The organism is Bacillus sp. EKM206B (assembly GCF_011066015.1).
Classification (GTDB): domain Bacteria; phylum Bacillota; class Bacilli; order Bacillales; family Bacillaceae; genus Bacillus; species Bacillus velezensis.
Genome location: NZ_JAAMNL010000003.1, coordinates 122742 through 141140 on the forward strand (window position 1 = coordinate 122742; position 18399 = coordinate 141140).

General features: G+C 45.2%; 21 protein-coding genes. 7 read left to right on the top strand and 14 right to left on the bottom strand.

Annotated features, from left to right (window positions below; translation table 11 throughout):
- Positions 1–46: 46 nt before the first annotated feature.
- Complete coding sequence (sodA, locus tag G9F50_RS06560) at positions 47–652, bottom strand: superoxide dismutase SodA (protein WP_003153025.1); 606 nt, start codon at positions 650–652, stop codon at positions 47–49.
- Positions 653–818: 166 nt separating this feature from the next.
- Positions 819–1301, bottom strand: a complete 483-nt coding sequence (locus G9F50_RS06565; RefSeq protein ID WP_060562626.1) for a DUF456 domain-containing protein — start codon at positions 1299–1301, stop codon at positions 819–821.
- Positions 1302–1459: 158 nt separating this feature from the next.
- Between G9F50_RS06565 and G9F50_RS06570 the strand changes: the two genes are divergently transcribed.
- From G9F50_RS06570 to ispG, 3 genes are all read left to right on the top strand, one after another.
- Entirely contained in the window at positions 1460–2224 is a 765-nt protein-coding gene (locus tag G9F50_RS06570) for a DUF1189 domain-containing protein (RefSeq protein ID WP_060562627.1), read from the top strand.
- 91 nt (positions 2225–2315) lie between these two features.
- Complete coding sequence (locus G9F50_RS06575) at positions 2316–2618, top strand: LysM peptidoglycan-binding domain-containing protein (RefSeq protein WP_003153022.1); 303 nt, start codon at positions 2316–2318, stop codon at positions 2616–2618.
- Between the two features lie 132 nt (positions 2619–2750).
- Positions 2751–3869 (top strand): flavodoxin-dependent (E)-4-hydroxy-3-methylbut-2-enyl-diphosphate synthase, encoded by a 1119-nt coding sequence (gene ispG, locus G9F50_RS06580; protein ID WP_169510269.1) that lies wholly within the window; start codon positions 2751–2753, stop codon positions 3867–3869.
- 33 nt (positions 3870–3902) lie between these two features.
- Here the strand turns inward: ispG and G9F50_RS06585 are convergent, their stop codons facing one another.
- A complete protein-coding gene (locus G9F50_RS06585) occupies positions 3903–4280 on the bottom strand; it encodes a DUF308 domain-containing protein (RefSeq protein WP_087920773.1) in 378 nt (125 codons plus the stop codon).
- A gap of 133 nt (positions 4281–4413) precedes the next feature.
- Here G9F50_RS06585 and G9F50_RS06590 point away from each other — a divergent pair, with 133 nt between their 5' ends.
- Positions 4414–4995: a hypothetical protein gene (locus tag G9F50_RS06590; protein ID WP_060562628.1), complete on the top strand. Its 582-nt coding sequence runs from the start codon at positions 4414–4416 to the stop codon at positions 4993–4995.
- A gap of 31 nt (positions 4996–5026) precedes the next feature.
- Here G9F50_RS06590 and zur read toward each other — a convergent pair whose 3' ends face one another.
- Together zur and G9F50_RS06600 are read right to left on the bottom strand one after the other, a co-directional pair.
- Positions 5027–5437, bottom strand: coding sequence for a zinc uptake transcriptional repressor Zur (gene zur / locus G9F50_RS06595; protein ID WP_003153018.1), 411 nt, complete (start codon positions 5435–5437; stop codon positions 5027–5029).
- A 123-nt stretch (positions 5438–5560) separates the two neighbouring features.
- Positions 5561–6442, bottom strand: a complete 882-nt coding sequence (locus tag G9F50_RS06600) for a YitT family protein (protein WP_003153016.1) — start codon at positions 6440–6442, stop codon at positions 5561–5563.
- A gap of 118 nt (positions 6443–6560) precedes the next feature.
- On the opposite strand from G9F50_RS06600, the gene G9F50_RS06605 reads away from it, so the two are divergent.
- Entirely contained in the window at positions 6561–6815 is a 255-nt protein-coding gene (locus G9F50_RS06605; protein ID WP_003153013.1) for a DUF2624 domain-containing protein, read from the top strand.
- Between the two features lie 28 nt (positions 6816–6843).
- On the opposite strand, the gene G9F50_RS06610 is transcribed toward G9F50_RS06605, so the two are convergent.
- The gene (locus G9F50_RS06610) at positions 6844–7737 is read right to left on the bottom strand and encodes a deoxyribonuclease IV (RefSeq protein WP_060562629.1); all 894 of its coding nucleotides are present in this window, start codon (positions 7735–7737) and stop codon (positions 6844–6846) included.
- Positions 7738–7748: 11 nt separating this feature from the next.
- Positions 7749–9065 carry a DEAD/DEAH box helicase gene (locus G9F50_RS06615; RefSeq protein ID WP_015240227.1) on the bottom strand — a complete coding sequence of 439 codons (1317 nt, stop codon included), beginning with the start codon at positions 9063–9065 and terminating at the stop codon, positions 7749–7751.
- 165 nt (positions 9066–9230) lie between these two features.
- Between G9F50_RS06615 and vrrA the strand changes: the two genes are divergently transcribed.
- Complete coding sequence (gene vrrA, locus G9F50_RS06620) at positions 9231–9926, top strand: VrrA/YqfQ family protein (RefSeq protein ID WP_060562630.1); 696 nt, start codon at positions 9231–9233, stop codon at positions 9924–9926.
- Positions 9927–10048: 122 nt separating this feature from the next.
- The gene (locus G9F50_RS06625) at positions 10049–10993 is read left to right on the top strand and encodes a 4-hydroxy-3-methylbut-2-enyl diphosphate reductase (protein ID WP_060562631.1); all 945 of its coding nucleotides are present in this window, start codon (positions 10049–10051) and stop codon (positions 10991–10993) included.
- A 20-nt stretch (positions 10994–11013) separates the two neighbouring features.
- Here the strand turns inward: G9F50_RS06625 and G9F50_RS06630 are convergent, their stop codons facing one another.
- The 7 genes from G9F50_RS06630 to G9F50_RS06660 all read right to left on the bottom strand — a co-directional run bounded on the left by G9F50_RS06630 (position 11014) and on the right by G9F50_RS06660 (position 18392).
- The gene (locus G9F50_RS06630; RefSeq protein ID WP_015240228.1) at positions 11014–12135 is read right to left on the bottom strand and encodes a Nif3-like dinuclear metal center hexameric protein; all 1122 of its coding nucleotides are present in this window, start codon (positions 12133–12135) and stop codon (positions 11014–11016) included.
- Positions 12128–12832, bottom strand: coding sequence for a tRNA (adenine(22)-N(1))-methyltransferase (locus tag G9F50_RS06635; RefSeq protein WP_098081986.1), 705 nt, complete (start codon positions 12830–12832; stop codon positions 12128–12130). The genes G9F50_RS06630 and G9F50_RS06635 overlap by 8 nt, the downstream gene beginning before the upstream one ends.
- Before the next feature lie 125 nt (positions 12833–12957).
- Positions 12958–13320, bottom strand: a complete 363-nt coding sequence (gene cccA, locus G9F50_RS06640; RefSeq protein WP_003152999.1) for a cytochrome c550 — start codon at positions 13318–13320, stop codon at positions 12958–12960.
- 350 nt (positions 13321–13670) lie between these two features.
- On the bottom strand, positions 13671–14792 hold the full coding sequence (gene rpoD, locus G9F50_RS06645; RefSeq protein ID WP_003152998.1) for an RNA polymerase sigma factor RpoD: 1122 nt from the start codon (positions 14790–14792) through the stop codon (positions 13671–13673).
- Between the two features lie 192 nt (positions 14793–14984).
- Positions 14985–16796 (bottom strand): DNA primase, encoded by a 1812-nt coding sequence (gene dnaG, locus G9F50_RS06650; RefSeq protein ID WP_007408290.1) that lies wholly within the window; start codon positions 16794–16796, stop codon positions 14985–14987.
- A gap of 21 nt (positions 16797–16817) precedes the next feature.
- Entirely contained in the window at positions 16818–17324 is a 507-nt protein-coding gene (locus tag G9F50_RS06655; RefSeq protein WP_007408289.1) for a YaiI/YqxD family protein, read from the bottom strand.
- A 255-nt stretch (positions 17325–17579) separates the two neighbouring features.
- Positions 17580–18392 (bottom strand): pyruvate, water dikinase regulatory protein, encoded by an 813-nt coding sequence (locus tag G9F50_RS06660; protein ID WP_003152991.1) that lies wholly within the window; start codon positions 18390–18392, stop codon positions 17580–17582.
- Between the last annotated feature and the right edge of the window lie 7 nt (positions 18393–18399).

Consider the following 18399-nt stretch of genomic DNA (forward strand, 5'->3'; position numbering starts at 1 on the left):
TAAAAAAACAAGGCCTCCCGCGGGAGACCTTGTTTGATCGAACTATTTATTTTGCTTCGCTGTAAAGACGGGCAACTTCATCCCAGTTCACAACATTCCAGAAAGCTGAAATGTAATCAGGACGGCGGTTTTGGTAGTTCAGGTAGTACGCATGCTCCCAAACATCAAGACCGAGGACAGGCGTTTTACCCTCTGAAAGCGGTGAATCTTGGTTTGGCGTGCTTGTAATTTCAAGTTTGCCGTTGTTTACAACAAGCCAAGCCCAGCCTGAACCGAAACGGCCGGCAGCTGCTGCGGCGAATTTTTCTTTAAATTGATCGAAGCTTCCGAACGTGCTTTTGATCTCTTCAGCAAGCTCACCAGTCGGTTCGCCTCCGCCGTTCGGAGATAAAAGAGTCCAGAATAAAGAGTGGTTGGCATGTCCGCCGCCATTGTTGCGGACAGCTGTGCGGATGTCCTCCGGCACTGCGTTCAAATCAGCAACAAGCTCATCTACAGATTTCTCTGCAAGCGCTGATCCTTCGATCGCTTTGTTGAGGTTTGTCACGTATGTGTTATGGTGCTTCGTATGATGAATCGTCATCGTTTCCTTATCGATATGAGGTTCTAAAGCATCATAAGCGTAAGGCAATTCTGGAAGTTTGTAAGCCATAATTTTTTTCCTCCTTTAAATATATGTACTGAAATGCCGCTTAACGCGAACTTTTCTAATCTCAATGTAACAAAAGAAAGCATGGTAATCAATGAAAAAGCTCACAATCCGGCGATTCCAGCAGACATATTACACTTTATCCGTTCACTGCCGAAATTAAACCTTTCTAAAGCACCGTCCATAAGAAATATCCGATCATAAAGAGCTGAATGACGCCTTTTGCCGCCACGCTTGTTAAAAAGCCGATTAACGAGCCGAGCCCCACTTTTGCCGCGGACTTGATATCCTTTTGATGAACAAACACCTCAGCGCAGACAGCACCGATAAACGGGCATATTATAATGCCTGCCACGGGAATAACGAAGGGCCCGATCAACAATCCGATCGTGCTTCCCCAGATTGCCGCCCTGCTTCCTCCGTACCTTTTAACGCCAAGTAAATTTGACACATAATCAGCTGCAAATAAAACGGCCGCAAATACCGCCTCAATGAGCCAAAACAGGTAAGAATAAGGACTGAAGGAAAACAAAAATCCGTAGAGAAGAAAACCGGCCACAATAAAAATAACGCTTGGAATCACCGGATATACAAGCCCGATAAAAGCAATGACGAAGACCGCAATGATAATCAGCCAATACAAAACACTCATGACAAAAACACCCTCCTTTATTTTGCGGGCGATCACCGCTTCCCGCTTTATCTTATTATGTATGATTCCTTATCACCGCTTTAAATACTCTCACTTGTGTTCATCCCCTGTGAACGATACAATAAGCAACATATACCAGTTTAGGCTAGGAAGTGAAGATGTTGAACATATTTACGGCTTTATTGAAAAGTACATACTCTCCGGCAGATATTGCAAAAACACGGTTTCAGGGGATAGGAAAAGCGATCCTTTATGTATTTTTGCTGTCTGTCCTTTTTACGCTGCCAAGCGCTTATTACCTTTGCTCCGGCACCGTAAACTCAATGAACGGTTTCAAAACCGTGTTAAAGAAAGATTTCCCTGATTTCAGCATTTCAAACGGAGAATTGCAGACGAAAGCATCCGCCTCTAAGGAAACGGAAGCGAACGGGTTCGTCATCGTGTTTGATCCCACAGATGCTTACGGCGCTAAACAAATAGCGGCGAAACAAAATGCGATCGGCATTTTGAAAAATAAAATGGTGCTTGCTGTAGACGGACAGGCGACAGAAATGAATTATTCGCTGATGCCTGCCGATATCACAAAAAAAGAAATCATATCAGCATTAAACCAAAATAAAACAATGATCGTCACCGTCCTGTCCGTTTTGCTGTTCATCATGACAGCGGCCGGCAAATTCATTGAAGTATCATTTCTCGCCGTCATCGGCCTGATATTGAAAAATGCGCAAAGAAAGACATTGAATTACCAGCAGCTCTGGAAGCTTTCGGCTTATTCCATTACACTTTCGACCATATTCTTTACGATCATGCGCGCGCTTGTTATTACGGTGCCGAGTGAATTTTTAGTGAATTGGTTTGTAAACTTTATCATCCTTTTCCTCGTCTTAAAAGAGATACCGCGAAGTAAAACAGCTGTGTAACAAAGACTGCCCCCGGCGGTCTTCTTTTTTGTCATGAACAAAACGGGACAAGCATACAATGAAGTAAAAATGTATGCGGGAGGCGGTTGGAATGAAGCGGCTTACTTTTGTATTCGGCAGTTTATTTGTGATATTCATTATCTTTTACGATCTTAAAATCGGCACGATCCCTTCTCAAGACCTTCCAGCATACGCAGCGGCGGCACAGCCAGCCCAACAGGAAGCTTCATACAGAACGGTTACGGTCAAAAAAGGCGATACGGTGATGTCGATAGTCGGCGCACATAAAGCGCCAGATGATATTGCACAAGATTTTGAGGCGCTGAATCCGAATGTAAAAGCAAATGCCATTCAGGCAGGCACCGCTTATAAATTCCCCGTCTACCGCAATTAAACGTTAATTTCTTGTCAGTTCGGCAAATACACTGTTACAATATAACATGTAAATAGAAGTTGCCTGACATGTAAAAGGCTCAGCCTGCAAAAGCGGTAACTACAATTAAGGAGCGATTGACAAGTGAGTGAAATCACACATCGTACAAAAACGCGTCCCGTCAAAGTGGGACCTTTAACAATAGGCGGAAATAACGAAGTCGTCATTCAGAGTATGACGACGACCAAAACACACGACGTAGAAGCAACAGTTGCGGAAATCAACCGTTTAGCCGAAGCCGGCTGCCAAATTGTCCGGGTGGCATGTCCGGACGAACGTGCCGCTAACGCGATTGCCGACATCAAAAAACAAATTTCCATCCCTCTCGTTGTCGATATTCATTTTGACTACAAGCTTGCATTAAAAGCAATTGAGGGCGGGGCCGACAAAATCAGAATCAACCCGGGTAACATCGGCCGGCGCGAAAAAGTGGAAGCCGTCGTAAAAGCGGCGAAAGAAAAAGGAATTCCGATCCGGATCGGCGTAAACGCGGGATCTTTGGAAAAGCGTATTTTAGAAAAATACGGCTATCCGACTGCTGACGGAATGGTTGAGAGTGCGCTTCATCATATCAAAATCCTGGAAGACCTTGACTTTCATGACATCATCGTCAGCATGAAAGCCTCTGACGTCAATCTCGCCATAGAAGCATACGAAAAAGCGTCAAAAGCATTTGATTATCCGCTTCACCTCGGAATTACAGAATCGGGCACGCTGTTTGCCGGAACAGTAAAAAGCGCGGCCGGACTCGGAGCGATTTTAAGCAAAGGAATCGGAAACACGCTCCGGATCTCTCTGAGCGCCGACCCGGTTGAAGAAGTGAAAGTAGCCAGAGAACTGCTGAAATCATTCGGTCTCGCTTCAAACGCGGCTACGCTTATTTCATGCCCGACATGCGGACGGATCGAAATTGATCTCATCAGCATCGCAAATGAAGTGGAAGAATACATTTCTAAAGTCAAAGCGCCGATTAAAGTAGCGGTTCTCGGATGTGCCGTTAACGGACCGGGCGAAGCAAGAGAAGCCGATATCGGGATTGCCGGCGCGCGCGGCGAAGGACTTCTTTTCCGCAAAGGCCAAATCGTCCGCAAAGTGCCTGAAGAAACAATGGTCGAAGAGCTCAAAAAAGAAATCGACAAGCTGGCAGAAGAACACTATGCAAAGCTTGAAGCAGAAAAAGCAAAAGCAGAACAAGAAACACAAAAAGCTTGACGGATATTCCGCCAAGCTTTTTTTTGCGTTGTGTTAAAAAAACGGTGTAATGAAGATGCCAAGCACAAGGGAAACAATACCGATTCCCATCGCCCATCCGCCTAAAGCGCCTGCTCCTCTTCTTCTGGCGATATATCCGACGATAATGCCGCATGCCCCTAATAAAACAGGGAGCACAAACAGGGAAATGATAGAAATAGCCAATGCTGCATACCCTATCCCCCGGCCTTCACTTACTCCGTCCCGATTATCATCACGGTCTGCTGCCCGGTCAGAAGCACGATATGGCTCTGAGATTTCGGCCGCTGTTTCTTCTGAATAAACATCACGCGTGATATCGGTTCCTTCCGATCCATGATCTACATAGTAATCGTTGCCTTTTCGATTTTCGTAATCGTATGCCACCTTCAATTCCCCCTTTTTCTTTTATGAAAGGAGCTTTTTTAGTTTCCGCGTTTTTTACGAATTCATGTTTGCTAAACTTTTCTGGTATTGTTAATTGTTTATGTTACACTTGAAGGGATGAATTTATAGGAGTGTGGACATGTTACGGTTAGGTATAGATATTGACGGCACAGTTACGGCACAGGATACATTTGTCCCTTATTTAAACCGCTCATTTCATCTTTCCATTACCTTGGATGATATGACTGATTATGATCTGACGAAGCTTTTGAACATTACAGACGAGGAATTTTGGAAATGGATGAACGTTCATGAAGCAGCCATATATAAAGAAGCGAAGCTCGCGGAATTTGCCAAGCAGGCACTGGACGGACTGAAAGAAGAGCACCGTCTTATCTACATTACGGCAAGACGCGGCCACTTAGAAGATGTTACGCTGGACTGGTTTGCAAACCGGGACATTCATTACGATCACATTGAGCTTGTCGGAGGCCATCACAAAGTGGAAGCCGTCAAAAAACACGGCATTGATTTATTTTTCGAAGATCACCACGGCAACGCGACAATGATCGCAAAAGAAGCAGGCATTCCGGTTATCCTTTTTAACTCCCCATATAATCAGCTCCCCATCGATTCCAATATTATCAGGGTGCAGAATTGGCTTGAAGCCGTCGCCTGGATTCATAAAAACAAACACAGCTTTCAGCATGTTAAAAGCTGAAAAAAAACCTCCTGTATAAGCAGGAGGTTTTTTATCGGCACGCCGGACAGGTGCCGTAAATTTCAAACTTATGGCCGCTGATTTCATACCCTTCCAAATCATCGTGCAGCTTATCCATCGGACAGGACTCAATTTCCTTCGTTTTCCCGCAGGTTAAACAGATAAAATGGTGATGATGATGGGTATAAGAGCATGTAAAACGGAACAGTTTTTCTCCGGAAAGCTCCGTTGTTTCCAAAATGCCGAGTTCTTCATATAACGAAAGATTTCTGTATATGGTATCAAAGCTCAGACCCGGATAGTCGTCATTTAATGCGGCAAGCACGTTTTTGGCGGTCAGATATTTATCAGAATCAGCAAAAAGCTGCAGCATGTCTTCTCGCTTACTCGTATATTTATACCCTTTTTCTTTCAGCAGGTTCAACGCTTCTTGTACGTTCATGAGGACCTCCCCTTTACAACACGGTATCGCTCCAAAAAGAAAATGGCAGCTGTCTGAACAGCAGGCCATTTTCTTATGATGTATCAAATTATACCTATAAAATGATGAAAAGTAAATGAAAGCCTAGTGAATCGCGGTTTTGAACTTACCGCCCCTCGTTTCATGGGTATTCATGATCGTAATAAAGGCGTTTTTATCAATTTCAAACACAATGGATTTCAATTTAGTCACTTCAAGCCTTGTCACGACCGCGTAAATGACTTCTTTGGATTCATCCGTATATCCGCCTTTTCCCTGAAGCTTGGTGGTTCCCCTTCCAAGCCGGTGCAAGATTGCGTCTGAAATTTCCGCATACTGATCTGCCACAATAATGACCGCTTTTGTTTCATCGAGACCCTGAATGACGGCGTCAATCGTTTTCATGGCAATATAATAAGTCATGAAAGAATACATCGCCTGCTCCGGACCGAACACAAAACCGGCCCAAATAAAAATAAACACATTGATGAGCATAACGAATTCTCCGACTGAGAAGGGCAGCTTTTTTGTGAGAAGGATACCGAGTATTTCAGTACCGTCCATCGAGCCTCCGTTTCGGATGACAAGGCCTACCCCGAAACCGAGCAAAAGCCCGCCGAATACCGTCGCCAAAATAGGCTGGGTCGTAATGGCCTCCACATGGTGCAATGAGGATTCAATCAGCGCTAAACCGACGATTCCGATAACCGTAGAGATGAGAAATGTTTTTCCGATATATTTATATCCGAAAATCATAAATGGAATGTTGAGTAACACAACGAATAAGGCGAAATTGAGGAGGGGATTGGACATAAAGAGGTGGTCTAAAATTAATGAAACACCGATAATGCCTCCGTCGATAAAATTATTAGGGACCAGAAACAATTCAATACTTACGGCGGCTGAACCCGCCCCGATCAGAATCATGATGACCCTGAAGATAAAGTGTAAAAATGATTCTCTTTTGTGCTGTTTATTTGGGGTCATAAAATCTCCTTTCCTGTAATAACTATTTTAAACAGTAAGCAACTTCATTTTACCATTAAAAGCCGTAACATTTTAATGATTTGCTCAATACATTATGTCTAAAGAGGTGAAAGTATCGATGATTTTAATACAAAGAATTATTTTGCAGCGGCTCAATCAAGTCACTGCGGACGATCTTCTGAAATATTCCAAGCAATACGGAATCAGCATTACGAGAAGTCAAGCGGCTGAGGTAGCGGCTCTGATGCACGGAAAAAACATCAATATTTTTGATGAACAGGAGCGGCTGCGCCTGCTGAAAAAAGTGGAAACGATAACTTCAAAAGAAACGGCTCGGAAAGTTGACGAACTTTTCAATCAATTCTCAGGATAAAAAAGGAGGGGCAATTCCCCCTCCTTTTTTATTGAGCTGATATTTTTTCAAGAAGCTCCTGATCAAACTGCTTTTCTTTCAGCATTTCGATTTCAAAACGGTACGGCGGCTTCTTATTTTTCTTGTCTTCGCCTACATACGGTGTTTCGAGGATTTTCGGAATATCGGCAAGCTGCTCGTGATGAACGATGTACTGCAGAGCGTCAAAACCGATCTCTCCGAACCCGATATTTTCATGGCGGTCTTTCCGGGCGCCTTTAATATTTTTACTGTCGTTAACATGAAGGACTTTTATCCGATCGATGCCGACGATTTTATCAAACTCGTTAAGAACACCGTCAAAATCATTAGCGACATCATACCCGGCGTCATGGGTGTGGCAAGTGTCAAAGCAGACGGATAGATGTTCATTATGCGTGACTCCCGCAATGATCTCGGCCAGCTCTTCAAAGCTTCTCCCGCATTCTGATCCTTTGCCCGCCATTGTCTCCAGCGCAATCTGCACGTTTTGCCCGGGAACAATCACTTCGTTTAAACCTTCAATGATTTTTTTGATGCCTGTCTCAGCCCCGGCTCCGACATGCGCCCCTGGATGAAGCACGATCTGTCTCGCGCCGATCGCTGCCGTTCTTTCAATTTCAGAACGCAGAAAATCAACGCCCAGCTCAAATGTTGCCGGATTTGTCGTATTTCCAATGTTAATGATGTACGGCGCATGCACGACAATCTCATCGATGCCGTTTTCCTTCATATGGGCGCGGCCCGCTTCAATATTCAAGTCCTCAATTTTTTTGCGGCGCGTGTTTTGGGGAGCGCCCGTATAGATCATAAATGTATTCGCCCCGTACGAAACAGCTTCCTTGCTTGCGGCAAGGAGCATATGTTTTCCGCTCATTGAGACGTGTGAACCTATTTTCAGCAACCCGATTCCCCCTACTTTCCTCTGTTAGATTGGTTTCTTCTCTGCTTCTTTTTAATTTTTTCCATTTCGTAGCTCATTTTCTTTTTATAGCCCGGCTTTACTTTTTTCGGCTTTTTTACGAGGCGTTTCGCAATTTGGTCAGCCTCATTTGCCGTCTTTTTGCGATTTTTACGGCGGTGGCGGTCATCGCCTTTCTTCCATTCCCCGTTTACAAGCTCCGCATAGTCAAACACAATGCCCATCTTTTCAAGTCTTGCGAGCGCATCTTCGTCAGAAAGCTCATAAATGGTCAGTGCTTGGCCTGATGAACCGGCGCGTGCAGTTCTTCCGACACGGTGAACATAAAAATCCAAATCGTCCGGAAGCTCGTAGTTGATGACGTGGCTTACGCCTTTAATGTCAATTCCTCTAGCCGCAAGGTCTGTCGCAATGACATAAGTGAACTCCAGATCATTAATCTGCTTCATTACCTTCTTACGCTCACGCGGCGTTAATCCCCCGTGCAGAAGACCGACCCTCATTCCTTTTTCAGTCAGGTATTTCGCAATATGGTCAGCCGTGTTTTTCGTATTTGCAAACACAATGCCCAGATAAGGATTCAGATGAGACATCATATCAAAAAGCAGTTTGTCTTTATCACGCTGTTTAGAAGGAACCAAAACATGTTCAATCTTTTCGGCTGTGATTCTTTTCGGCTCAACATGCGCGTACTTCGGATTTTCCATATACTTTTTCAAAAACGGCTTCAGCTTTTCCGGAATCGTAGCTGAGAACACAAGCATCTGAAGTTCTTCCGGCATCCGTGATCCGATGTAATCAACGTCTTCTAAAAAGCCCATGTCAAGCATCAGATCTGCTTCGTCAATGACGAGAGACTGCGCTTTATAGACGTTCAATGCCTGCGCCTTAATCAGATCCGCGATCCGGCCCGGCGTTCCGACGACGAGATGAGGCTGTGTTTTCAGCTTATCAATTGATTTTTGCTTGTCCGTCCCGCCGATGAAGCATTTTGTCCGGATCGGCTCATCTTCCGCACCCTGTGTGATTTTGAGCGCTTCCTGATGAATCTGATTGGCAAGCTCTCTCGTCGGCGCCGTGATAACAGCCTGCACCGTATCAGAACCCGGATCAATCCGATTCAAAATTGGCAATAAATAGGCGTGGGTTTTCCCCGTCCCCGTCTGGGACTGCCCGATCACGCTTTCGTTTTTCAGTACGGCAGGTATCAGCCGCTTTTGAATATCTGTCGGTTCATAAAAACCAAGGCGGTGAACTGCATCTATAATAAACGGTTTTAAGTTGTATCCATCAAATTTAGTTTCTTTCATTTTTCCCAGCTCCTTAAAGCGGCACATTCTGTGTCCATCATCACATTATAACCGATTTTATTTAAAAACACCATGTCTTGGGGGAATCCTGTTTTCGAGACAGAAAAGCAAATGCCCCCTCCGATGCATATTGTAATAGCAGAGAGACAGAAAGGAGGTACAAGTATGTTTCCACAGCAGCCGATGAGAAATATGGCGCAGCAGGGCCGGCCGTTGATGAATCCGCGTATGAGGATGGGAGGAAGACCGTCATTGCCGGGCCGGCAGCTGATGCAGCAGGGCCGGCAGCTTTTCCCTCAGCAGCAGATTGCCGGAGCGGGCCTGAGAAACGCAGGCACGGGCGGCGGAGGGGGCTTAAAAGGGATGCTTTCCCGTTTTTTACCCGGTTCAGGAGGAGGAAGCGCTGCCGCGTCGGCACCGGCGGCGGCCAGCGGAGGAGCAGGTGCAGGACTGCAGGGAATACAGAACCTGGCAAGTCCGGCATCCCTGTCGAGCATGCTCGGCAACGTTCAGAAGGTGCTCGGCGTGGCGCAGCAGGTTACGCCGATGATCCAGCAGTACGGTCCTTTAGTACGGAGTCTGCCCGCCATGATGAAGCTTTACAGCCAATTAAGCAGCAACGATGATGAGAATGAATCTGACGAGACAAAAGAAACAGACGAACAGAACAAAAAGGATGAAGCTGAAAAAACAGATGAAACAGAAGATGAAAACAAATCAGACGCCTCATCCAAAACATCAAAGAAGACGTCTGAAAATGCATCCGCTTCAAAAGAAAAAGACGCCGCACAGGCAGAATCAGCGGAACAGCCGCGTCCAAAAAGAACATCGGGCAGATCAAAGCCGAAATTATATATTTAACATTCTTTGATATCTCACGAAAGATTAGCTATAATGAGATCAGAAGAATGCAAGATTTGAGCCGTTTAACTACGGCTTTTTATATTGCCTCTACACTCACTTTTGATAGGAGGACATCTACATTGGACGTTATCAAAATATCGCCGCGCGGCTACTGTTACGGCGTTGTTGATGCCATGGTCATAGCCAAAAACGCGTCACTCGATAAAACACTGCCAAGACCTATATATATACTGGGAATGATTGTTCATAATAAGCATGTTACAGATGCGTTTGAGGAAGACGGCATTTACACGCTTGACGGCACAAACCGTCTGGAGATTTTAAAGCAGGTGGAAAAAGGAACCGTTATTTTCACGGCTCACGGGGTATCTCCGGAAGTAAGAAAAGCCGCTGAGGAAAAAGGGCTTGTTACGATTGACGCCACATGCCCGGACGTCACGAAAACACATGACTTAATCCGAAAAGTAAAAGCTGAAGGTTATCACGTCATATACATCGGTAAAAAAGGCCACCCCGAGCCTGAAGGAGCCGTCGGCGTCGCTCCTGAAATCGTTCATCTCGTTGAAACAGAGGAAGACGTGAGAAATCTCGATATTCAGGCTGAGAAATTAATCGTTACAAACCAAACGACAATGTCCCAGTGGGACGTCTACGATATTATGGAATCAGTCAAAGAAAAGTACCCGTACGTGGAATACCATCAGGAAATCTGCCTGGCCACACAGGTTCGTCAAGAAGCTGTATCAGAGCAGGCAAAAAAAGCGGACTTAACCATTGTTGTCGGTGATCCGAAAAGCAATAACTCCAACAGACTGGCGCAAGTGTCAGAAGAAATCGCCGGAACAAAAGCCTACCGAATCGGAGACATCAGTGAACTGAAGCTCGAATGGCTGAAAGACGTCAATACCGTCGCCGTTACCGCAGGCGCATCAACACCGACACCGATTACAAAGGAAGTCATCCGCTTTTTAGAGCAGTTTGACCACAACGATGAATCGACATGGCAGCTTGAACACAGTGTGCCGCTTAAAAAAATCCTTCCGAAAGTAAAAATAAAAAACTGAGGCCCGGGGCCTCAGTTTTTTTATAAGAAGGTAAATGGGTTTGTATCTGTTTCGGAAGCGAAAATGCGCACGTCATAGTTTTTCTCTCCGGCCATTGCCGTAAGCTTCTCAGCCGTGCCTTTTCTCATGATCTTTTCAGCATAATGCCCCGGGTCCACGACGTTTAATCCCATCATCATCGCATCATGCGCTACATGGAAATAAAGATCGCCCGTCACGTAAACATCTGCACCTTTCCGCTTTGCCTGATAAATATATTTATTTCCGTCACCGCCAAGAACCGCGACTTTTTTCACCTTGCTGTTTCGCTCTCCGACCATCCGGACTCCGTTAACATCAAACTTTTCTTTCACAAACAGCGCAAACTCTTCAAGCGTCATGTCTTGCTGAAGTTTTCCGATGCGGCCGAGCCCTTTTTCAAGCGGAGACTGCTCCACCGGATAAATATCATATGCCACCTCTTCATACGGATGGCTTTTTTTCAGCGCTTTTACGACGGTTTTCTCCATACTTGCCGGAAAAACGGTCTCAAGTCTCACTTCATGGACGAGCTCCAGTTCTCCCGTCTGTCCGATAAACGGTTCTGCCCCGTCCAGCGGCTTAAAGCTGCCGATTCCCTCAGAGGAGAACGCGCAATGGCTGTAATTGCCGATATGTCCCGCTCCGGCGTTACCGAGTGCGGTTCTTACAGCTTCTTCATAGTCTTTCGGAACATATACGGCAAGCTTTTTCAGCGGGTCCGAATATGTCGGGACGAGCACCTCTGTGTCTGTCAGACCGAGAGCTTCGGCAAGCAGGTCATTCACACCGCCGTCCGCCACATCAAGATTCGTATGAGCCGCATATACGGCAATATCATGCTTTATACATTTCTCAATCAGTCTTCCGCCAGGCTGATCAGTGGTGATCTGTTTAAGCGGCCGAAAAATCGGCGGATGGTGGGCGATAATTAAGTCAACTTTTTTCTCAATGGCTTCATCTACCGTTTGTTCCAGAACATCCAGTGTCACCATGACATTTTTCACCGGCTTATTCAATGTACCGATCTGCAGGCCGATTTTATCTCCTTCCACCGCAAAAGCCTTCGGTGAAAATTGTTCAAACAGCTGGATGATTTCCTGTCCGTTCACATGTTTAGGCATGTCCGATTACCTCCTTCAGCAGAGAAATCCGCTCTTTCAATTCAGCTAATTTTTCATGACTTTCATGCTTTGCGCTGCGGCTGATCTGTTCATAAATTTGTTCAGTATGCTTAAGTTCCTGGCTCCATTTCCGAAGAAACACTTCATTCCTCTCTTTTAATAAAAACGGACCCGCAAGCATTCCGGCAGCCATCGGCATGTCCCGATACGGCGCATCACGGTCGCCAGTTTCCGCAACGAGGATTTCATAACACTTTCCGTCTTCTTCGAGAATCACTTCATCAATCAGTTCATAGCCTTCCTGATACAGCCACTCTCTTATATGAACGGCATGAATATTCGGCTGCAGAATCAGCCGTTCACGCCCCGTCAATTTCGTTTTTCCGGACTCCAAAATATGAGCGATCAGCGCTCCGCCCATACCAGCGATTGTAATGGCGCCGGCTTCTCCTTTTTCAAGGACGCTCAGCCCGTCACCTTTCCTTACGGAGATAAGAGTGCTTAAGTCCAGTTTTTCCACCTGCTGTTTGGCGGATAGAAACGGCCCGTCTGTAATTTCACCGGCGATTGCCCGGCTTGCCAAATGATTCAAAACGGCATAGCAAGGAAGATACGCGTGGTCCGACCCGATATCAGCAACCAGGGCACCCGGAGGGATATATTCCGCCACAGACTGCAATCTTTTAGATAACTTCATTTCATTCACAATATCACAACTTTTCTCAGGTTCTTTTTCCTTTACTATCATATAAAAAAACCGCCCGGAATCCAAGCGGCGGATAGAGTTTTTCATATGTCTTTTATATAGGGACCGGTAAAGCTTTATTTAATGTCAGAAACCCATTTTGCCATGTCATCCAGCTTTTCGGCCGGCACAAGGCCCGCGGGCATCCCGTTGCCGCCTTTTTCAATTTTTGTTTTAATCTCAGCGACATCTTTTCTTTTGCCGACGCCTTTTAAGTTCGGCCCTGACACACCTTCATAGTTTTCCCCGTGACAGGTGATGCAGTTCGCTTTATAAATCTCTTCAGGTGAAGCGTTTGCAGTTTCCTTCTCGGCATTTTTGCTTTCACCGCCGCTTGCGATCTGATGCGCATCTCCATTGCCTTTTACAGCTAAAAAGAAAGTCAGCCCTATTCCCAGCACTGCAATGAGCAAAAAAGGAATCAGCGGATTCCACTTCATATCTCCATCCCCCTTTTTCATTCTCCCCCTATGTAAACACTTCTAATTCTAACTTATTTTTACAAAAAGTAAATGGTCTTGCTCAGCAATTTCATTGATTTCACAATTTATACAAAAAGCAAAAATAACTGTTTTGTTTATCACAAAATTATCTTTATTCTATTGTATAATGAATTGTATACGCTTACAATAAAGAATATAAATAAACTTATCTCATTTTCCCCCTTTCAGGACATGCCGCATTTTTTCCAAACTCATTTGCAAAACATATGCTTATCCAGTAAAATAAAGGTATATTATCCATATATCTTATACATAAAAAAGAACGGATCAAAAAGACCCGTTCCATTCTATTCGAGAAAATCCTTCAGACGTTTGCTTCTGCTCGGATGTCTCAATTTGCGAAGCGCTTTTGCTTCAATTTGGCGAATACGCTCTCTCGTTACTCCAAACACTTTGCCTACTTCTTCCAAAGTTCTTGTGCGTCCGTCATCCAGACCGAAACGGAGACGCAGCACGTTTTCTTCACGATCTGTCAACGTATCCAGCACATCTTCCAGCTGTTCTTTTAAAAGCTCATATGCCGCATGATCCGACGGAGATGTCGCTTCCTGATCTTCGATGAAGTCACCGAGATGTGAGTCGTCTTCTTCACCGATCGGCGTTTCTAAAGAAACAGGCTCTTGAGCAATTTTTAATATTTCACGGACTTTTTCAGGTGTAAGATCCATGTCTTCAGCAATCTCTTCCGGTGTCGGCTCTCTGCCAAGATCCTGAAGAAGCTGACGCTGCACCCGGATTAATTTGTTGATGGTTTCCACCATGTGAACCGGGATACGGATTGTTCTCGCCTGGTCAGCGATGGCGCGTGTAATCGCCTGTCTGATCCACCAAGTCGCATACGTACTGAATTTATATCCTTTACGGTAATCAAACTTCTCGACGGCTTTCATGAGACCCATGTTTCCTTCTTGGATCAAGTCTAAGAAAAGCATGCCGCGGCCGACATACCGTTTAGCAATGCTGACAACTAAACGAAGGTTTGCTTCAGCCAGTCTGCGTTTAGATTCCTCGTCACCCTCTTCAATTTTTTGAGCGTAGGTGATTTCTTCTTTAGCAGAAAGAAGATTTACCCGTCCGATTTCCTTAAGGTACATGCGGACTGGATCATTGATCTTTACGCCAGGCGGTACGCTGAGGTCATTAAGGTCAAATTCTTCTTCGGCTTTGGCAAGCTGTTGAATATTAGGATCTTCCGTTTCTTCATTTTCACTAATTAATTCAACACCTTGTTCTCCTAAAAATTCATAATACTCATCCATTTGGTCTGATTCAATTTCAAAGCTGGACATGCGTTCAGCAATTTCTTCATATGTTAAAACGCCACGTTTTTTTCCAGTTTCAGTAAGCTGCTCTTTTACCTGGTCTAATGTAAGTTCTGTTTCTGTTTCGTGGGTTTGTTTATCAGCCATTATGGATCCCTCCTTCCAAAGCTTGCAACGAATTCTAAAAGCGGTATGTTTCTTATCCGACCCGGAAGCCTTCTCTCTTTTTCAGCATGCAGGGCTGCGGATAATAAATGACAATTCATGATGAGGTTAAGCGATCTATTTGCTCCTCCGCAAGGAATCATTGCCAATCAGAACGCAAGCCTCTTTTTGGTGTTACTTTAATGATCGGTTCAATGCAACAATTTCTTGAGCCAGAGACGCAGCTTTCACGAAGTCTTTCTGCCTCTCCGCATCCGCTCTTTCTGCTTCTTTTTCCTTTATCATTGACCATTTTCGGTGATCCAACACTTTTTTTACGTAATCGGATAACTCGGCCTCTGAGAGCTCCTCGTTTACTTGGAGCATCCCTATATCTGAAAGCAGCTGGCTGATTTCCTCATCCTGCATTCTCGCCATAAGATGCTGCGGCGTCATGTCAGCACCCTCTTCATAAACAGCGTACAGGTATGCTGCCAGCGCACGATGTCCGTCAATGTTAAATTCAAAGCCGACACGCTCTATCACTTTCTTTATGACGTTTCGGTCTCTCAGCATATGAGCGAGCAGAAGTCTTTCCGCGTTCTCATAGGCGGGACGGAGACGGCGCCGTTTCGCTTTTGTCGTCACCCGGGCCCGTCTTGTCTGCGGTTCGGCGTTTTTGTCGCCGGGGGCGTTTTGTCTGGCGTAGATGGAAAGCTGTTCAGTCAAAGATTCTACCGAAAGAGAAAATTCGGAGGCGAGCTGCTTCACATACATTTCCTGCTCAAGCGACCCGGAAAGAGCGCTGATTTCTTTCAGCACTTCTTTCATGTAAGCGAGCCGGTCTCCTTCGTCAGATAAGTTTTTCCCTTTGCGGAAATACTGCATTTTAAAAGCCATGACCGTAACGCTTGCATCAATGATATCGGTCCGGAATTTTTCTCCGCCCCGGGTTCTGATATAATCATCAGGATCAAGCCCGTCAGGCAGCATGCTTACTCTTACCTTACAATCGGCTTTCTGGAGCAGGCCGGCCGCTTTCAGCGTAGCTTCGTACCCGGCTTTATCCGAATCGTAGCAGAGAATGACCTCCTGAACATTTCTCCTGAGGATTTTCACATGTTCTTCGGTGAGCGACGTCCCCATTGTGGCGATACTTTCTTTTACGCCTGAGCTGACGGCGGATATGACGTCAGCGAAGCCTTCAAACAGAACGGCTCTCTCCTCTTTCCTGATCGGCAGGCGCGCCTTATGAAAGTTATACAGCAGCTTAGATTTATGAAACAGCGGCGTTTCCGGGCTGTTCATATATTTCGGCTGCTGGCTTCCGAGCGCCCTTCCTGAAAAAGCCGCCACGGCTCCGTGGTGATCATGAATGGGAAACATAATTCTGTTTCTGAAACGGTCAAAATACCCGCTGCCGTCTTCCCTTCTGATCAGCAGACCCGCTTTTTCCATCAGTTCTTCCTCAAAACCGCGCTTTTTCAAGAATTTCGTCATGAAATCCCAGGAATCCAGCGCGTAGCCGATTTCAAACTCATCTATGAGCTCTTTCGTAAAACCCCTTGATAAAAGGTAATCTAACGCTTCCTGGCCTTCCTTTGTATTTATTAGCAAATGATGGTAAAATTTCTTCAGAAGCTCGTGGGCTTCCGCCATCTTCTGCTCTCCGGAAGATTCCGGCCTGGATGCAGAGTGAATCGTTATATCATCAGGGAAATCAATCTGATATTTATCCGCAAGGTGAGAAACAGCTTCCGTAAATGAATAGCCTTCCATCTGCCGTAAGAAAGAGAAAACGTTCCCGCCCGCACCGCATCCGAAGCAATGAAAGATCTGCTTATCGCTGGAGACGGAAAACGAGGGCGTGTTTTCCCCGTGAAACGGACAGAGCCCAAAGTAGTTGCGGCCTTGCTTTTTCAATTGGACATAATCACCTATGACTTCAACAATGTCTGCTGACTGCTGCACCTGATTAACTACTTCATCTGGTATGCGGTTTCCCATCTTATAACACTCCGTCGTACATTATTCGATGTTTTGATTTGAAATCCCTTCATCATTCGACAGGATTTTTTTAAGCAGGGTAACAAATCGATTCCGATCTTCTTTATTTAATTTTTTAGGTCCTTTGGAATGAATGCCGCTTCTTCTCATTTTGCCTGACATATGACGGCTCATCAGAGCGAAGTCAATCGTGTCTTCAGTATAAGAACGGCCCCTTTCCGATAAGACGGCAATATTTCTGTTCAGCAAAAGAGAGGCTAAACCGATATCCTGCGTGACTACGACGTCTCCCGATCTCACATGGTTTGCGATATATAAATCTGCTGCTTCTTTATGAGGATCAACGTATACCCAGTTCTCGTCTTTGCTTCTGGAAAGCTGGTAGTGTTCAAATGATGCGACGAAAATAACCCGAACGCTGTATTGCGATGCAATGAGCATTATTTCCTCTTTTACGGGGCATGCGTCTGCATCGACAAAAATCGTCTTTTCTTTTTCATTTAGAAGACTAATTCTCCATCCCTCCATCAATCTCCTGCATAAAAACAAGCGAAATCGCATATGCTCCATGACTGCGGATCTATTTTGAGCTTTGTCGAAAAATTTCCGGGAGTTATTCTTGACATCTTACCCATAATAGTTTATTCGTATCACACGAAGCTTAAACCTAAAAATAAACATTTTATCACAATTTTTTATTATAATACAAACTTCGCGAAGATGCCATCCTTTTTGTTTATTCCCTATTTGCATACCCAAAAACCCAGGATAAAGCGTCCTGAGTTATCGGCCCTTTGTTTTGAGATGATGAATGATGTTCGCTGTTTCCTCGACCGCTTTATTCGAAACGTCAACGACTTGGCAGCCGATCCGGTCCACGATTTTCTCAAAATACTCCAGCTCTTCTTTAATTCTGTTGATATTGGCGTAAATGGCTTTGTCATTTAAGCCGAGAGATTTTAACCGTTCTTTTCGTATATGGTTCAGTTTATCAGGGCTGATTTTTAAGCCGATGCATTTTTTCGGATCAACGCTGAACAGTTCTTCCGGCGGATCGACCTCAGGAACGATCGGCACATTGGCCACTTTCAGACGCTTATGGGCAAGATATTGTGATAATGGGGTTTTAGACGTTCTGGATACTCCGAGCAGGATGATATCGGCTTTTAAAATGCCTCTTGGATCTCTGCCATCGTCATATTTGACGGCAAACTCGATCGCCTCGACCTTTTTGAAATAATCTTCATCAAGCTGGCGGACGCGGCCCGGTTCATATTTGGCGGTCAGACCGTAAGCCGATTCCATTTTATCGATGAGCGGACCGATAATATCGTAATACAGCACATTCGCTTTTTCCGCTTGTTCAACCAGGTATTTGCGCATTTCAGGAACAACGAGCGTAAAACAAATAATGCCGCCGTCCGCTTTGGCGAGAGACACGACTTCATTAATGGTGCCGATATCTTCCACATAAGGTATTCTTCTGATATGCGTATCATCGGCTGAGCCGTTAAACTGGCTGAGCGAGGCTTTTACAACGAGTTCGGCGGTTTCTCCGACTGAGTCTGATACTACATAAATGATGCGATTGTCCATGTTATCC

Coding starts and splice junctions, on each gene's coding strand:
- rpoD (WP_003152998.1), bottom strand. CDS start 14,792: ATGGCTGATAAACAAACCCACGAAACAGAAACAGAACTTACATTAGAC.
- G9F50_RS06600 (WP_003153016.1), bottom strand. CDS start 6,442: ATGACCCCAAATAAACAGCACAAAAGAGAATCATTTTTACACTTTATC.
- G9F50_RS06565 (WP_060562626.1), bottom strand. CDS start 1,301: ATGAGTGTTTTGTATTGGCTGATTATCATTGCGGTCTTCGTCATTGCT.
- vrrA (WP_060562630.1), top strand. CDS start 9,231: ATGTTTCCACAGCAGCCGATGAGAAATATGGCGCAGCAGGGCCGGCCG.
- sodA (WP_003153025.1), bottom strand. CDS start 652: ATGGCTTACAAACTTCCAGAATTGCCTTACGCTTATGATGCTTTAGAA.
- G9F50_RS06615 (WP_015240227.1), bottom strand. CDS start 9,065: ATGAAAGAAACTAAATTTGATGGATACAACTTAAAACCGTTTATTATA.
- G9F50_RS06570 (WP_060562627.1), top strand. CDS start 1,460: ATGTTGAACATATTTACGGCTTTATTGAAAAGTACATACTCTCCGGCA.
- G9F50_RS06660 (WP_003152991.1), bottom strand. CDS start 18,392: ATGGACAATCGCATCATTTATGTAGTATCAGACTCAGTCGGAGAAACC.
- zur (WP_003153018.1), bottom strand. CDS start 5,437: ATGAACGTACAAGAAGCGTTGAACCTGCTGAAAGAAAAAGGGTATAAA.
- G9F50_RS06605 (WP_003153013.1), top strand. CDS start 6,561: ATGATTTTAATACAAAGAATTATTTTGCAGCGGCTCAATCAAGTCACT.
- G9F50_RS06630 (WP_015240228.1), bottom strand. CDS start 12,135: ATGCCTAAACATGTGAACGGACAGGAAATCATCCAGCTGTTTGAACAA.
- cccA (WP_003152999.1), bottom strand. CDS start 13,320: ATGAAGTGGAATCCGCTGATTCCTTTTTTGCTCATTGCAGTGCTGGGA.
- G9F50_RS06575 (WP_003153022.1), top strand. CDS start 2,316: ATGAAGCGGCTTACTTTTGTATTCGGCAGTTTATTTGTGATATTCATT.
- G9F50_RS06635 (WP_098081986.1), bottom strand. CDS start 12,832: ATGAAGTTATCTAAAAGATTGCAGTCTGTGGCGGAATATATCCCTCCG.
- G9F50_RS06655 (WP_007408289.1), bottom strand. CDS start 17,324: ATGGAGGGATGGAGAATTAGTCTTCTAAATGAAAAAGAAAAGACGATT.
- G9F50_RS06590 (WP_060562628.1), top strand. CDS start 4,414: ATGTTACGGTTAGGTATAGATATTGACGGCACAGTTACGGCACAGGAT.
- dnaG (WP_007408290.1), bottom strand. CDS start 16,796: ATGGGAAACCGCATACCAGATGAAGTAGTTAATCAGGTGCAGCAGTCA.